Raw genomic sequence first — 14788 nt, forward strand, 5'->3', positions numbered from 1 at the left:
TTTGTGTATAAGAGACAGACACAAGGTCGGGTTTTCAGACAAGCTTAACTTACGCAGTAAACCTTACCGGTAAGCCTCCGGGCTTGGGCATGAACACATCAGGTTGCGGTCGCCGTAGACGTCGTCGATACGGGTAACCGTTGGCCAGAACTTGTTTTCTGCCACAAACTGCGCCGGGAAGGCGGCGTAGGTGCGCTCGTAGGCGCGATCCCAGCTTGGGTCCAGAATGTCAGCCATGGTGTGTGGTGCGTAAGCCAGTGGGTTGTTATCCACTGTCCACTCGCCCGCTTCTACCTTGGCAATTTCCGCACGGATCGTCGTCATCGCTTCGATAAACTTATCCAGCTCGGCTTTGCTTTCTGATTCGGTTGGCTCAATCATTAGCGTGCCGGCTACCGGGAAGCTCATGGTTGGTGAGTGGTAACCAAAGTCCATTAAGCGCTTGGCGATATCCATCTCGGTAATACCGCTGGCTTCTTTTAATGGCCGAATGTCGATAATACATTCGTGCGCCACGCGGCCATGGGTACCGACATACAGCACCGGGAAGTGCGGGTTCAGTTTTTTAGCAACGTAGTTAGCGTTCAGGATCGCGAATTCAGTGGCTTGTTTTAAGCCTTCGCTACCCATCATCGCGATATACATCCAGCTGATTGGCAGAATGCCGGCGCTACCAAAAGGTGCTGCCGATACTGCACCATTGCTGGCGCCGGTGCCGTCGATTTTTACGACCGCATGGTTAGGTAAAAACGGCGCTAAATGGCTCTTCACGCCGATTGGGCCCATACCCGGGCCACCACCGCCGTGCGGGATACAGAAGGTTTTGTGCAGGTTTAGGTGCGATACGTCTGAGCCGATAAAGCCTGGCGAGGTTAAGCCCACCTGAGCGTTCATATTGGCACCGTCCATATACACCTGGCCGCCGTAGGAGTGGATCACTTCACACAGCTCGGCGATGGTTTCTTCAAATACACCGTGCGTAGACGGGTAAGTCACCATAATGGCCGCTAAGCGATCGCCGACTTCCGCTGCTTTGGCTTTTAAGTCGGCCATATCGATATTACCTGACTTATCGCAGTCTACCAGCACAACTTCGTAGTTGGTCATGGCCGCAGTAGCCGGGTTAGTACCGTGCGCCGATACCGGAATTAAACAGATATTACGATGGCCTTCGCCACGGCTTTCGTGGTACTTACGAATCGCCACCATACCGGCGTACTCGCCCTGCGCGCCTGAGTTTGGCTGCATCGAGATAGTGTCGTAGCCCGTGATATTGACCAGCCAGTCGCCCAGCTCGTTGATCATCTGGTAGTAACCTTCGGCCTGATCGCGTGGCACGAACGGGTGCAGAGACGCGAACTCTGGCCAGGTGATCGGGATCATCTCGGCGGTAGCGTTCAGTTTCATCGTGCATGAACCTAACGAAATCATCGAGTGGTTCAGTGCTAAGTCTTTGTTTTCCAGCTTTTTGATATAACGCAGCATCTCAGTTTCGCTGTGATACTGGTTAAATACCGGGTGGCTTAATACGGCAGAGGTGCGTACTAAATCGGCTGGGATAGAGCTTGAGCCATTGGCCACGATCTGCGCATCTAAGGCGTTAACGTCTAAGCCATGACCGGCACCGAATACGATATCAAACAGCTGTGCGATATCACCAGCCTGAGTGGCTTCGCTAAAGCTTACCGCCAGGCTATCGGCCACGTCAGTACGCAGGTTAACACCGGCTGATAAAGCGCGGGCGATAACGGCAGCGCGATCGGCAACTTTAAAGGTCACGGTATCAAACCAGTGGCTATTCACCAGGGCAACGCCTTTGGCTTTTAAGCCAGCAGCGAAGATATCGGCGCTGCGGTGAATGCGCTCGGCGATATCTTTTAAACCTTGCGGGCCATGATACACGGCATAGAAGGAGGCGATATTGGCCAGTAATACCTGGGCAGTACAGATGTTGGAGTTCGCTTTTTCGCGGCGGATATGCTGCTCGCGGGTTTGCATTGCCATACGCAGTGCCTGATTGCCACGGCGATCTTTCGACACACCGATAATGCGGCCTGGCATAGAGCGCTTATAGGCATCGCGGGTCGCGAAGAAGGCAGCGTGTGGGCCACCAAAGGCCATTGGCACACCAAAGCGCTGCATAGAGCCTAATACGACATCGGCACCCAGCTCGCCCGGTGCTTTTAACAGCATTAACGCCATTGGGTCTGTTGCTACTGCAACAATGGCTTTTTTCGCCTGCAGCGCGGCAATTAAGGCGCTGTCGTTACGGATATCACCGTGAGTGGTTGGGTACTGTAATAAGGCACCGAATACGTCCTGCTCAGCAGCTTCGCTGGCTTTACCCACCACAATATCAAAACCAAACATTTCGGCGCGGGTTTTTACCACGTCGATAGTTTGTGGGTGCACGTCGTCGGCAACAAAATACAGGTTAGACTTGCTCTTAGTCACGCGCTTGGCCAGCGCCATGGCTTCGGCAGCGGCGGTTGCTTCGTCCAGCAGCGAGGCGCTGGCCAGTTCCATACCAGTTAAGTCTAAAGATAACTGTTGGAAGTTTAACAGCGACTCTAAACGGCCCTGGGCAATTTCCGGCTGGTATGGCGTGTACGCGGTGTACCAGCCCGGGTTTTCCAGCACGTTACGTAAAATAACATGCGGGGTCAGTGTTGGGTGGTAACCCATACCAATGTAAGACTTATACATTTTATTTTTTGACGCAGCAGCCTTTAAATACGCCAGGGCGTCTACTTCAGTGCGGCTGTCGCCAATGGCCAAAGGTTTTGGCAAGCGAATGCTCTGCGGCACGGTTTGCGCAATCAGCTGCTCGATGCTTTCTACGCCAAGTTCCTGCAGCATAGCCGCAGTTTCGGCAGCATCCGGGCCAATATGGCGCTGGATAAATTCGTCGTGTTTCGCAAGTTGCGTCAGGGTTTTCACAGCGGTATGGGTCATGCTCATTATCCTGGTAGTGCTTTCTAACATAAAGCCCCGTTATCTACGGGGCTTTAGGGTGGCAGGATCTGCCGTAATATTAAGCTTCGTCAATCGCGCTCTGATAACCGGCGGCGTCTAACAGGGCGCCGAGCTCAGCTTCGTCTGCGATTTTAATCTTAAACATCCAGCCATCTTCGTACGGGCTGCTGTTTACCAGCTCTGGCGAGTCGCTCAGGGCATCGTTTACGGCAACAATTTCACCTGAAACCGGCGCATAAATATCTGACGCCGCTTTTACTGATTCCGCAACGGCGCAATCATCGCCCTGGCCTACCGTTTCGCCCACTTCCGGTAATTCTACGAATACCATATCACCCAGTAATTCCTGAGCGTGCTCAGTGATACCTACGGTGTAGATGCCATCGCCTTCAGCGCGCAGCCATTCGTGACTGGATGCGTATTTTAAGTTTGCAGGAATGTTGCTCATTGTAAGTTCCTTAGCTGTGTGTTCTTGCCACCTGCCGCCCTGTTAGCACAGGCACGGCCAGGTGAAGCCTCTCTGGTCTTTCCGGCAGCAGGCCGGCATCGTTATTGTATTATTTTTGGCCAGCTATAAAGCTTAGACCAGTTTTTTACCCATGCGCACAAAGGCCGGTTTTACTACTTTTACCGGTACCAGTTTACCGCGAATATCCACTTCTGCTGTATCGCCGGTCGCGGCAGGTACCCGCGCCATCGCAATACTAAAGCCCAGTGTCGGCGAGAAAGTACCAGAGGTAATTTCACCTTCACCGGCAGCAGTAATCACTTTCTGGCCATGGCGCAATACCCCTTTTTGCTCCATCACCAAACCCACCAGCTTGGCGGTAGCGGCCGCTTTGGCCTGCTCCAGCGCAGTGCGGCCGATAAAGTTACGATCGCCAGGCTCCCAGGCGATAGTCCAGCCCATATTAGCAGCCAGTGGTGATACGGTTTCGTCCATATCCTGACCGTACAGGTTCATGCCGGCTTCTAAGCGCAGGGTGTCGCGGGCGCCTAAACCACAGGGTTTGACGCCGGCAGTTACCAACTGTTGCCAGAAGTCTGCCGCCTGCTCGTTTGGCAGCGCAATTTCGTAACCGTCTTCACCGGTATAACCGGTGGTAGCGATAAATAAGTTACCCGCCTGCACGCCAAAAAATGGCTTCATACCAGCGACGGCAGCTTGCTGCTCAGCCGTTAATAAGGTTGCCACCTTGGCTTTGGCATTCGGGCCCTGCACGGCAATCATCGCAAATTCCGGACGCTCGGTTACCGTAACATTAAAGGCTTTGGCTTCAGCGTTGATATGGGCTAAGTCTTTTTCGCGGGTAGCAGAGTTCACGACTAAGCGGAAGAAATCTTCTTGCAGGAAGTACACGATTAAATCGTCAATGACGCCGCCGGTGCTGTTTAACATGCCGCTGTACAGGGCTTTGCCGGGGGTGGTGAGTTTGGCAACGTCGTTGGCTAATAAATAACGCAGGAAGTTACGGGTATTGGCACCGGTTAAATCAACAATGGTCATATGCGACACATCAAACATGCCGGCATCCTGACGGACGGCGTGGTGTTCTTCAATCTGAGAGCCATAGTTAATTGGCATTTCCCAGCCGAAGAAATCGACCATTTTCGCACCAGCAGCCAGATGGCTGGCGTGTAACGCGGTTTTTTGAGCCATTATTTTTTCCTGTTTATTATGCGGGCCGGCAGCTTAATATTGAGCTTGGCAAATAAACCTTTGTTATCAGCCTATTACGCAATATTGCTACCAGTCTGACTAAAAAATACTGCTCGATTATACCCGATCACCCCGCCAGCAAACAGCCCAATTTGGATTACTTTTTGTAATGCGACAACCGGGGTTACCAAAAAAACTAAGGCAAATTTATGACAGCAATAATTGCTACAGCTATGGTTTGGCTAAAGCCGGTAAATCACCGCTATTACCCAGCGCCTGTGCCATCAGCTGCTGTTTAACAAAAGGCAGTTTATCGGCCAGCAGCAAACCTGCGCCGCGCAAAAATTTTAATGCCGGCTGCTCATTACTAAAACCACGTTTGAAAGCTTCCATCGCCGCGATCATGCTTTGCGCTTCAGCCTTACGCCAACGCTGATACGCCTGCAACACGCGGGGGGCAAATAGTGGTTTACCCGCCTGCTGTTGTTTGCCTAACAATTCAGCCAAGGCAGTCACATCCATTAAACCCAGGTTCATGCCCTGCCCGGCCAACGGATGAATACTATGTGCCGCATCAGCCACCAGCACCACGCGGCCACGCACCCAGTCACTGGCATAACGCATCCGTAGCGGATGCACACTGCGCGCTGTTGCCAGCGTTAAACAACCCAAGACACTTTGGCTGGCAGCGGTTAGGGCGCGCGCAAAGGCAGCATCATCCAGTGCCATCAGTTCGCTGGCACGGCTCGTTTCGGCACTCCAGACAATAGAGCAATGCTTAGGATCCGGCAGTGGCAGCAGTGCCAGCGGCCCGGTCGGTAAAAACACCTGCCGCGCCGTCGCGTGATGTAGCTCGTCGCAATGGATCACCGCTACTATCGCATCCTGCTGATAGTCCCAGTGCGTCAGGGGTAACTGTAGTTGTTGCCGTACATATGAATTCACGCCATCGGCGCCAACCAGTAATTCGCTGAGTAAGATCTCACCGCTGCTCAGTTGCAGCAGCACCTCTCGTTCCGATTGCACTAACTGCTGAATTTGGGCAGCGAAATAACAGTGGATCGCCGGCTGTTGCTGTACTTTTTGATACAGCTGCTGGCGAATCGCTTCGTTATCGCAGATCCAGCCTAAATCGGCCGGCTGTGGTGGCTCGGCGGCAAAATGAATGCGGCCAAAGCTGTCGGCATCCCACACCTGCATATGCTGATAAGCAGCGGCCTGCGCGGCTATGCCATCCCACACACCTAAATGGGCCAGCACCCGTTGTGAAGCCGGATTAAGGGCGCTTACGCGCAAATAGGCAGGGGTTGCCGGCAATGGCTCAGCGCCCTTTTCCACCAGCGCCACCTTTAAGCCCTGCTCTGCCAATAACAGCGCCAGGGTTAAGCCGGCACTACCGGCGCCAACGATGGTGACATCAAGATTTTGCATAACGAGTTCCATAACCCATAGTTTGCCGCGCGAGTGGCGTCTTAAGCGGATCGCACAGCAGAATCGCCGTCAGGCCAAGATTACGCGCCAGCGCCACCAGGCGTGAGCGGTTAGAAAAGGTGCGCACTAAGGCGTCGGTCAGCCAAATCACCTGCTGCATATCGGCCTGGCGTTGCTGCTGATAGGCACGCAGCAGCGCATAGCCACCGGCATCGGCTAAACCTTGCTCTGACAGCAGTTGGCTTAAACAGGCAATATCACGCAGTGCCAGATTAAAGCCCTGACCAGCAATAGGGTGCAGGTTATGCAAGCTGTTACCTAACAATGCGGTGCGGTGATTCACCACCTGCTGGCTTTGCTTTAACACCAGCGGGTAAGCAGCGCGGCTGCCTACCGCCGTAAAGACGCCGGCCCGATAACCAAATGCCTGTTGAATTTGCGCTAAAAATTCGTTGTCACTGAGTGCCAGTAACAGCGGCACCTGCTCCGGAGGAACCGTCCAGACCAGCGAATAGCGGTTTTGGGTCAGCGGTAATAAAGCAATAGGGCCATGCTCGGTAAAGCGCTCGAACGCCTTATACTGATGCGCACTGCTGAGCGCCAGATTGGCGATAATGGCCGCTTGCGGATAAGGCTGCTCCGTTAAACTAAAACCGGCCAGCTGCCGGGTATTGGAAGCACCGCCTTCGGCGATCACCAGTAAGCGGGTACTCACACTCTTGCCGTCATCTAAGGTTAGCTGTTGCCAAGCTTGCTGTTTGTCGATGGCGGCGATGCTGCGCGGCTGTAGCCGGCTTAAATTCGGATGTTCCGCTAACGCCTGATACAGCGCGGCACCAATATGCTCCACTTCGATCACCTGCCCCAGGGCGGGCAAACGGTATTCGTCGGCACTAAGCCAGGTTTTGCCAAAATGGCCACGATCGGATACCGCTATGGTTTTGATTGGGCAGGCCTGCTGGGCCAGTTGTGGCCAGAGTTGCCAGCGTTGTAATAATTCGACACTGGCCGCCGCCAGCGCAATACTGCGGCTATCAAAACTGGCTTTGGATACCGGCGTTTCAGCCTGCTCGATAATGGCAACCTTTAATGCCGGCGCCTGGCGTAATAATGCCAGCGCCAGCATCGAGCCGGCCATGCCACCACCGGCAATCACCAGATCAAAATCGACTGTGGTAGTGCTTGTTACTTGCACGGCTTACCTTATTTGTTGTGTATTTATGCTGTTACTGATTACTGTCAGAGCGTCAGGCTAACGATTGGCCATCAGGGCTTCTACTTCCGCCAGGGTTTTTACACAGCCAGCAGTCAGGTTGTCATGGCCGTCCGCGGTCACCAGAATATTATCTTCGATCCGGATTGCCAGGCCCCACCATTTTTCGGCGGCCTCGCTACCCGGTGCGATATACAGGCCGGGTTCAATGGTCAGCACCATGCCGGGTTGAAACGGCCGATCGTTACCAGCGACCTTATAGGCGCCGACATCATGTACGTCCAGCCCCAGCCAATGGCCTATACCATGCATAAAATACTGCTTACAGGCTTTACTGGTTATGAGCTCGGTCAAATCGCCGTGCAAAATACCTAATTCCAGCAACCCTTTGGTCAGCACCTGCTCGGCAATGGCATTTAACTGTGCAAAGGTGCAACCGGGTTTAACCGCGGCGATACAGCAGAGCTGGGCGTCTAATACCAGCTGATACAGCGCCGCCTGCTCCGGGGTAAAACGGCCATTTACCGGGAAGGTGCGGCTAATATCAGCGGCATAGCCCTGTAACTCGCAGCCGGCATCAATTAATACCAGCTCGCCATCAGTCAGCTGGCTGCTATTTTCGGTGTAATGCAAAATACAGCCGTTGTCGCCACTACCGACTATGGTGTTATAGGCAGCGAAACGGGCACCATGCAGCGCAAATTCATGCAGGATCTCGGCTTCTAACTGATATTCCCAGCCGCCGGCATGGCAAAAGCGCATGGCGCGATGATGGGCCTGAGTGCTGATTTGGCCGGCGCGACGCATTATCGCAATTTCGTCGGCACTTTTTATCAGCCGTTGTTCGCTGCTATAAGGCCTAAGGTCCATCAGCGCCACCGGCGCCTGCTCACCGCGTTTTTCACGCTGTTTGAGCCCCTGCATAATGGTCAGCACTTCCTGCTGTAATGCCGGTTCATCACCTAAATTCAGATACACCGCCTGCATGCCATTTAATGCCTGCTGCAAGCTGGCGCTACGCTCACTCAGACTAACGGCATTTAAACCCAGGGTAGTCAGTGCCGCAGCTGGCCCCAGCCGCCGGCCCTGCCACATTTCAGCAAAAGGGTCTTTGTCGCGGCACAGCAGCAAGCTGCGACACTCGCCCGCAGTGGTTTTAGTTAAAATCAGTAAGGCATCAGGCTCGTTAAAGCCGGTGTAATACCAAAAGTCACTGTGCTGGCGAAACGGATATTCGGTATCGCGGCTGCGGGTTTGCTCGGCGGCCGCACTCAGTAATACCACAGAGCGCTCTGGCAGTTGCGCCAGCAGTTGCTGACGCCGCTGCTGATAGACTTCGATTTGCATAGCAGACCTTAATGTAAGGTTTTATTTAACGGGCCCTTTACCGCCGGCCGCTGCCCGACTTCGTTATAGCAGCTAAACACCATCAGCCGGATATGTTCCAGTACCAGGAAATAGGCTTCTTCGTTTTCTTCGGCGCTGGCATCGTCCTGCGTACTAAGGTCAACCTTAGTCACTTCGCTAAGCTGATTCACGGCTTCGCGCACTTCTTCGCTTAATAACGATAAATCGGTTTGTTGTACCGAAAATCCGACTAAAAATGCTTGCGCCCACTCCACCATCGCTTCCAGCCGCTCGATCAGTGCATCATCGTCATGCGGCAGCAACAACGCGAAATCATAGTCGGCAGCACTCAGGCTTTGTGAGGTATTGCTGATCAGCTGCTGCACGTCGGTTTTTAGCGCCTGAGGCAGGGCCTGACCGTCATTTAAAAAGTCGTGCAGCACCGGCAAAAACTCGCTGGCATCGGCTGGCATACCGCCGCACAGCAGGCCACTGATTAAACCATGCAATTCTGCGGCAGAAGCCATCACATAGGCTGCATCCAGGGCTGCGCTCCAGCGTTCATAGCTTTGTACCAGTGATAATGGCATAAAGTGCCCCTTTATTAACTAAACCTGGCTATGCTACCACTGCGCAACAGCTACGCCAACCTGTGCCTAAACAAGCAGCAGTTGGCCGCTTTTTGCCGGGCTTTGTTTCTCATCACGATTAAAGCGGTGTTATACTGAGGGCGTTCTCTGGGTTGTTCGTGTTTTGTCGATGTCCCTGAGCCGATAATTGTTTTGTTAAGGGATGTTTCTGCGTCGCTTTTGTGCAGGCCCGGCTAGTACCGGGAAGCCTACGGTGGCCATTGGCGTTCCGCCTTGAACCTTGGGTTCAAGGGCTGATACAGGGCACGGCAACTTCGGAGAACACTTCTGCACTTTCTCTTCTTCCTGACAGCAAGGGTTCTGAATTGCTAAATCGGGCACAACTGCGAACTGAAATCCGTAACCGGCGGCAACAGCTGAGCGCTCAGGCGCAGCAGGACGCAGCTATCGGATTAGTGCGGCAACTGCTCCCCTGTGCTGAGGTATTAGCGGCGCAACATATCGCACTCTATCTGAGTAATGACAGCGAGATTGATACCACGCCGCTAATCCAGGCCTTATGGCAGGCCGGCAAGACGCTGTATTTACCCATTTTGCATCCGTTTTGTGCCGGCTATCTGATTTTTCAGCGCTATCAGCCGACTACGCCGCTATTACCCAATCGCTTTGGTATTCCGGAGCCGAAACTAAACTGCGCTGAATTACTGCCGGTGCAGCAACTGGATCTGATTTTTACCCCTTTAGTCGCGTTCGATAGCCTCGGGCAACGCCTTGGCATGGGCGGCGGTTTTTATGACCGTACCCTGTCGCAGTTAGCCGCCAATCATCATTGCCGGCTAATTGGTTTGGCGCATGATTGCCAACAAGTGCCGCAGTTACCGATCGAGCCCTGGGATCAACCGCTGCATGCGGTAGCGACCGGCAGCCGGCTGCTGCGTTTTAGCCGCTAGTTTTTGCCGAAAATTATCCGCGCTAACTAACACTGTCTTTTTTTCTGGCAGCCGATATACTATCCATCTTTATGGCTAAACGCATAAAGCGAACCCTCCATGACGCAAGATGAAATGAAACGCAACGCGGCCCGCGCCGCCGTGGCCTATATCGAGCCACAGACAATTGTCGGTGTCGGCACCGGCTCTACCGTAAACCACTTTATTGACGCTCTGGCCGAGATCAAAGATCAAATCGCCGGTGCCGTCTCCAGCTCTGAACAATCTACCGCCCGCTTAAAGGCACTGGGCATTCCGGTGCTGGATTTAAACAGCATCAGCGGCTTTGGCGTCTATGTTGATGGCGCCGACGAAATTAACGCCGCTAAACAAATGATTAAAGGCGGTGGTGCCGCCCTGACCCGCGAAAAAATTGTCGCCGCTGTCGCCAAAACCTTTATCTGTATCGTCGATAGTACCAAGCAGGTTGAGGTATTAGGCAAATTCCCGCTACCGGTTGAAGTGATCCCGATGGCCAGCAGCTATGTCAGCCGCGAACTGGCAAAACTGGGTGGTAAACCGGTAGTACGCGAAGGCGTGGTCACCGATAACGGTAATCTGATTATTGATGTGCACGGTTTACGTATCAGCGAGCCGTTAGCGCTGGAGCAGCAGATTAATAATATCGTTGGTGTTGTTACCAACGGCATCTTTGCCGCTCGCGCCGCCGATCTGGTCTTGGTGGGCAGCGCTGAGGGTACTCAGGTACTGCGCTAACACTAAACAAAGCTTTTGATAGAACTGTTTTTATAACAATAGCCCCGCTTAAGGGGCAGTGAAGACAACCGGGCGGCATTTATATTAAGCACAAGAGAAGTGACCATGGAAAAATTTTCGCTGGCAAAAGACAAAATTAAGATCCTGCTGCTGGAAGGCCTGCACCAGAGTGCCGTACAAACCTTTAAAGACCACGGCTACAGCAATATCGAGTATCTGAAAACCTCGCTGCCGGAAGACGAGTTGATTGAGCGGATTAAAGATGCGCACTTTATCGGCATTCGCTCGCGCACCCAGCTTACCGACAAGGTGTTAGAAGCTGCCTCTAAGCTGGTGGCGATCGGCTGCTTCTGTATCGGTACCAATCAAGTGGATCTGGACGCGGCCTTAAGACGCGCCATCCCGGTGTTTAATGCGCCCTTTTCTAATACCCGCTCGGTGGCTGAACTGGTGCTGGGACAAATTATTATGTTACTGCGCGGTATTCCGCAGCGTAATGCCGCGGCTCATCGTGGCGAGTGGTTAAAAACCGCCGATAACTCCTTTGAAGCACGCGGTAAAACGCTCGGCATTATCGGCTATGGCCATATCGGTACTCAGCTTGGCATTATGGCCGAAAATATCGGTATGCGGGTGCAGTTTTACGATATCGAAAACAAGCTGGTACTGGGCAATGCGGTACAGGTAGATTTAGGCAGCTTACTGAAAACATCCGATGTGATCAGCCTGCATGTGCCGGAAACGCCACAAACCAAAAATATGATTGGCGAAGCCGAACTGGAGCTGATGAAGCACGGTGCTATCCTGATCAATGCCTCGCGTGGCACTGTGGTTGATATCGATGCCCTGACCAGCGCGTTACAAAGCAAAAAGCTGGCCGGCGCCGCCATCGATGTATTCCCGGTGGAGCCTAAAGGCAACGACGAAGAATTTATCTCGCCACTGCGCCAGTTTGATAATGTGATTTTAACGCCGCATATCGGTGGCTCGACTCAGGAAGCGCAGGAGAATATCGGCTTTGAAGTCGCCGGTAAGTTGGTGAAATACAGTGATAACGGCTCGACCCTGTCGGCGGTGAATTTCCCGGAAGTGTCGCTGCCTGAGCATAAAGGCCGCTCACGCCTGCTGCATATCCACAAAAACCAACCGGGTATGCTGACCAAGATCAACGAAGCCTTTGCCCGGCATAATATCAATATCTCCGGCCAGTACCTGCAAACTGTGCAGGAAATTGGTTATGTGGTGATTGATATTGACTCGGCCGATCACGAACTGGCACTGAATGAGCTAAAAGCCATTCCGGGTACCTTAAGAGCGCGGGTGCTACATTAAACGTAGTATTTAACATGACGGGGCAGCTAAAGCTGCCCTTTTTTATATTGGTTCTGTGCTTAAAAGGAATACACTAAAGATGCGGACGTTTCCGTATCCGTGGTTTCCAGATCACCTTCTGGCCGTGAGTTGTGGTTTACTGAAAAACTCACACGCATCGCTAAGCGACCATTAATTTGCGACGTTAACGAACTGCGGCTGGTAAACATCGAGTTTTCACCATCCAGCGACACATTACCTTCAAAGGTTTGCCGGAACCGGCTGCCTTTATAGATTTCCTGCTCAAAGTTTGCCGCTAAAAACCAGATAAAACCCATAGTCGTATTGCGACTGGCACTTTCGCGATACGCAAAGCCCGGGCCGGTCTCTAAATCCAGGTAATTAGATTGCTTTTCATAAACCCGGTTAGCATAACCGGTAGCCAGCGAGCCGACCTGACGGAATGAACCGAACATATCGTACGCATAAGCACCGCGACCAAAGAACGAGGTGGTACCGGTCAGAAACTTATAGTTGCTCTGGGCGGACACAGCATAACGCTTTACTGTCGGTTCGCTGCGTACCTCACCGGTGGCGCTATCGGTAAACTGATTTTTCTGTACCCGGCCCTGAATATTATAGCGGTTACGGAAGAAATCATTTTCGTGCACCATTTCGGTATTGACCCGCCAGCCGCGGGCGTCGGTATTACCATCGATAAACAGAAACCCAAGCTCAATATCGCCGGTGATAGTACCAAGGATCCCAAGGTCACGTAATTCGGGGACAAGTGGTTCAGCCTCTTCGGGCTCTTCATTGGCAACGGCATTAAATGCCAGCAACCCAAGTAAAAAAATTAAGACAGGCATGTTCAGATCTGAATAGTTAGAATTAATATTACTGCCGCCTGCTACAACGCCAGGGCCACCTGGCGTTGACAACCTTAAGTTGCTCAGGCCGACGCAGTGTGTTGCCGGATATAAGCCAGCGCCATTTCAATCCGTGCCAGACAACGCGCTTTACCAATCAAGGTTAGCGTAACATCCAATGCCGGTGAATTACCGCCACCCGTTACGGCTACCCGTAATGGCATCCCGACTTTACCCATACCAAGATTAAGCTCAGCCGCAGTATCTTTAATTTGGGACTGGATCTGCTCAGCAGACCAATCCGACAAACTGGTTAATTTGGCCAGTAATAGCGCCAAAGGTTCAGCCGCCGCTGCAGTTAAATGTTTAGCTGCCGCACTGGTTTCAAATTCGCTAAAGTCTTCATAAAAATAACGGCTGACTTCCACCATTTCTTTTAAGGTTTTTACCCGCTCGGCTTGTACCTGCACCAGCTGCGCCAGACTTGGCCCGGTGCTGATATCCAGTTTTTGCTCAGCAACATGCCAGGCTAAATGACTGGCAACATCCTGTGCCGGCAGGGTTTTCATATAGTGTTGATTTAACCAGATCAGCTTGTCGGTATTAAAGGCCGATGGGGCACGGTTACAAGATGACAGGTCGAACAGCTGTACCAGCTCGTCCAGACTAAAGATTTCCTGGTCACCATGTGACCAACCCAGACGAACTAAATAGTTGATCAATGCCTGTGGCAAGAAGCCATTATCGCGATACTGCATAACGCCAACAGCGCCATGACGTTTTGATAACCGCTTACCATCGTCGCCAAGAATCATCGGCACGTGGGCGTATTTGGGGATCTCAGCGCCCAGCGCCGCCAGAATATTCATCTGCCGCGGGGTGTTATTAACGTGGTCATCACCACGGATCACATGGGTAATGCCCATTTTCCAGTCATCAACCACCACCGTCAGGTTATAGGTTGGGGTGCCGTCACTGCGGGCAATTACCAGATCATCCAGCTCAGCATTGGCGATTTCAATGCGGCCTTTAATCATATCGTCAATCACAACCACGCCATCCAGCGGGTTTTTAAAGCGAATGACATAAGGCTTATCGGCCGGATGATCAGTGCGATCTCGCCACATACCGTTGTACTTTGGTTTTTCACCGGCAGCCATTTGTGCTTCGCGCATCGCATCCAGTTCTTCCACCGTGCAGAAGCACTTATAGGCTTTGCCTTCTGCCAACAGCTGCGCCACCACTTCTTTATACAGGTCAAAGCGTTTGGTTTGATAGTACGGGCCTTCGTCGTGATCCAGTCCCAGCCACTGCATACCTTCTAAAATCGCGTCTACCGATTCCTGAGTTGAGCGTTCCAGATCGGTATCTTCGATGCGCAGGATAAATTTACCGCCATTTTTTCTGGCAAACAGCCAGCTGTATAAAGCAGTACGGGCACCACCAACGTGCAAATAGCCAGTTGGGCTGGGAGCAAAACGGGTCACTAACGACATAATCTTTCCATTTCTGACGGGCAAATAACTAAGGGGCGGTATTGTAGCAATCCGCGCCGGCAGATGCACCCGAGGCGTAGCGGCAAAAGCTGGTTTTTTTCACTCTACTGTTTACTTTTGCGGCATACAGCGTACTTTGCCCGAAAATAAAGTTGACAGCTAAATCACGCTCCCTATAATGTGCGCCAT

Annotated in this window: 12 protein-coding genes and 1 other RNA gene; 4 read left to right on the forward strand and 9 right to left on the reverse strand. The window is 52.5% G+C overall.

Annotation, left to right across the window (positions count from 1 at the left end; all coding sequences use genetic code 11):
- Positions 1-63 precede the first annotated feature (63 nt).
- From gcvP to AAY72_RS00035, 7 genes are all read right to left on the reverse strand, one after another.
- Entirely contained in the window at positions 64-2955 is a 2892-nt protein-coding gene (gene gcvP / locus AAY72_RS00005; protein WP_057785081.1) for an aminomethyl-transferring glycine dehydrogenase, read from the reverse strand.
- 79 nt (positions 2956-3034) lie between these two features.
- Positions 3035-3424, reverse strand: coding sequence for a glycine cleavage system protein GcvH (gene gcvH, locus AAY72_RS00010; protein ID WP_008951563.1), 390 nt, complete (start codon positions 3422-3424; stop codon positions 3035-3037).
- Positions 3425-3556: 132 nt separating this feature from the next.
- Positions 3557-4636 (reverse strand): glycine cleavage system aminomethyltransferase GcvT, encoded by a 1080-nt coding sequence (gcvT, locus tag AAY72_RS00015; RefSeq protein ID WP_057785083.1) that lies wholly within the window; start codon positions 4634-4636, stop codon positions 3557-3559.
- A gap of 231 nt (positions 4637-4867) precedes the next feature.
- Positions 4868-6067, reverse strand: a complete 1200-nt coding sequence (locus AAY72_RS00020) for an FAD-dependent oxidoreductase (protein WP_057785085.1) — start codon at positions 6065-6067, stop codon at positions 4868-4870.
- The gene (ubiH, locus tag AAY72_RS00025) at positions 6054-7262 is read right to left on the reverse strand and encodes a 2-octaprenyl-6-methoxyphenyl hydroxylase (RefSeq protein WP_057785087.1); all 1209 of its coding nucleotides are present in this window, start codon (positions 7260-7262) and stop codon (positions 6054-6056) included. The genes AAY72_RS00020 and ubiH overlap by 14 nt, the downstream gene beginning before the upstream one ends.
- 57 nt (positions 7263-7319) lie before the next feature.
- Positions 7320-8627: a Xaa-Pro aminopeptidase gene (pepP, locus tag AAY72_RS00030; RefSeq protein WP_057785088.1), complete on the reverse strand. Its 1308-nt coding sequence runs from the start codon at positions 8625-8627 to the stop codon at positions 7320-7322.
- Between the two features lie 8 nt (positions 8628-8635).
- On the reverse strand, positions 8636-9217 hold the full coding sequence (locus AAY72_RS00035; protein ID WP_008951557.1) for a UPF0149 family protein: 582 nt from the start codon (positions 9215-9217) through the stop codon (positions 8636-8638).
- Positions 9218-9358: 141 nt separating this feature from the next.
- Here AAY72_RS00035 and ssrS point away from each other — a divergent pair.
- The 4 genes from ssrS to serA all read left to right on the forward strand — a co-directional run bounded on the left by ssrS (position 9359) and on the right by serA (position 12255).
- Positions 9359-9542: non-coding RNA, 6S RNA (gene ssrS / locus AAY72_RS16415), on the forward strand.
- Positions 9543-9582: 40 nt separating this feature from the next.
- Complete coding sequence (locus tag AAY72_RS00040) at positions 9583-10167, forward strand: 5-formyltetrahydrofolate cyclo-ligase (protein WP_057785089.1); 585 nt, start codon at positions 9583-9585, stop codon at positions 10165-10167.
- A gap of 99 nt (positions 10168-10266) precedes the next feature.
- Positions 10267-10923 carry a ribose-5-phosphate isomerase RpiA gene (gene rpiA, locus AAY72_RS00045; protein ID WP_008984079.1) on the forward strand — a complete coding sequence of 219 codons (657 nt, stop codon included), beginning with the start codon at positions 10267-10269 and terminating at the stop codon, positions 10921-10923.
- Between the two features lie 105 nt (positions 10924-11028).
- Positions 11029-12255 carry a phosphoglycerate dehydrogenase gene (gene serA / locus AAY72_RS00050; protein WP_008607690.1) on the forward strand — a complete coding sequence of 409 codons (1227 nt, stop codon included), beginning with the start codon at positions 11029-11031 and terminating at the stop codon, positions 12253-12255.
- Positions 12256-12314: 59 nt separating this feature from the next.
- Here the strand turns inward: serA and AAY72_RS00055 are convergent, their stop codons facing one another.
- Both AAY72_RS00055 and gltX read right to left on the reverse strand, forming a co-directional pair.
- Complete coding sequence (locus tag AAY72_RS00055) at positions 12315-13103, reverse strand: YdiY family protein (protein WP_057785155.1); 789 nt, start codon at positions 13101-13103, stop codon at positions 12315-12317.
- A gap of 83 nt (positions 13104-13186) precedes the next feature.
- Complete coding sequence (gene gltX / locus AAY72_RS00060; protein ID WP_057785090.1) at positions 13187-14599, reverse strand: glutamate--tRNA ligase; 1413 nt, start codon at positions 14597-14599, stop codon at positions 13187-13189.
- Positions 14600-14788: the final 189 nt, after the last annotated feature.

This window comes from Alishewanella sp. WH16-1 (genome assembly GCF_001441695.1).
GTDB lineage: Bacteria > Pseudomonadota > Gammaproteobacteria > Enterobacterales > Alteromonadaceae > Alishewanella > Alishewanella agri.

Bases quoted from the DNA above. Each gene is read 5' to 3' on its own strand.
- gcvP (WP_057785081.1), bottom strand. From the start codon at position 2,955: ATGACCCATACCGCTGTGAAAACCCTGACGCAACTTGCGAAACACGAC.
- gcvH (WP_008951563.1), bottom strand. From the start codon at position 3,424: ATGAGCAACATTCCTGCAAACTTAAAATACGCATCCAGTCACGAATGG.
- gcvT (WP_057785083.1), bottom strand. From the start codon at position 4,636: ATGGCTCAAAAAACCGCGTTACACGCCAGCCATCTGGCTGCTGGTGCG.
- AAY72_RS00020 (WP_057785085.1), bottom strand. From the start codon at position 6,067: ATGCAAAATCTTGATGTCACCATCGTTGGCGCCGGTAGTGCCGGCTTA.
- pepP (WP_057785088.1), bottom strand. From the start codon at position 8,627: ATGCAAATCGAAGTCTATCAGCAGCGGCGTCAGCAACTGCTGGCGCAA.
- AAY72_RS00035 (WP_008951557.1), bottom strand. From the start codon at position 9,217: ATGCCATTATCACTGGTACAAAGCTATGAACGCTGGAGCGCAGCCCTG.
- rpiA (WP_008984079.1), top strand. From the start codon at position 10,267: ATGACGCAAGATGAAATGAAACGCAACGCGGCCCGCGCCGCCGTGGCC.
- serA (WP_008607690.1), top strand. From the start codon at position 11,029: ATGGAAAAATTTTCGCTGGCAAAAGACAAAATTAAGATCCTGCTGCTG.
- AAY72_RS00055 (WP_057785155.1), bottom strand. From the start codon at position 13,103: ATGCCTGTCTTAATTTTTTTACTTGGGTTGCTGGCATTTAATGCCGTT.
- gltX (WP_057785090.1), bottom strand. From the start codon at position 14,599: ATGTCGTTAGTGACCCGTTTTGCTCCCAGCCCAACTGGCTATTTGCAC.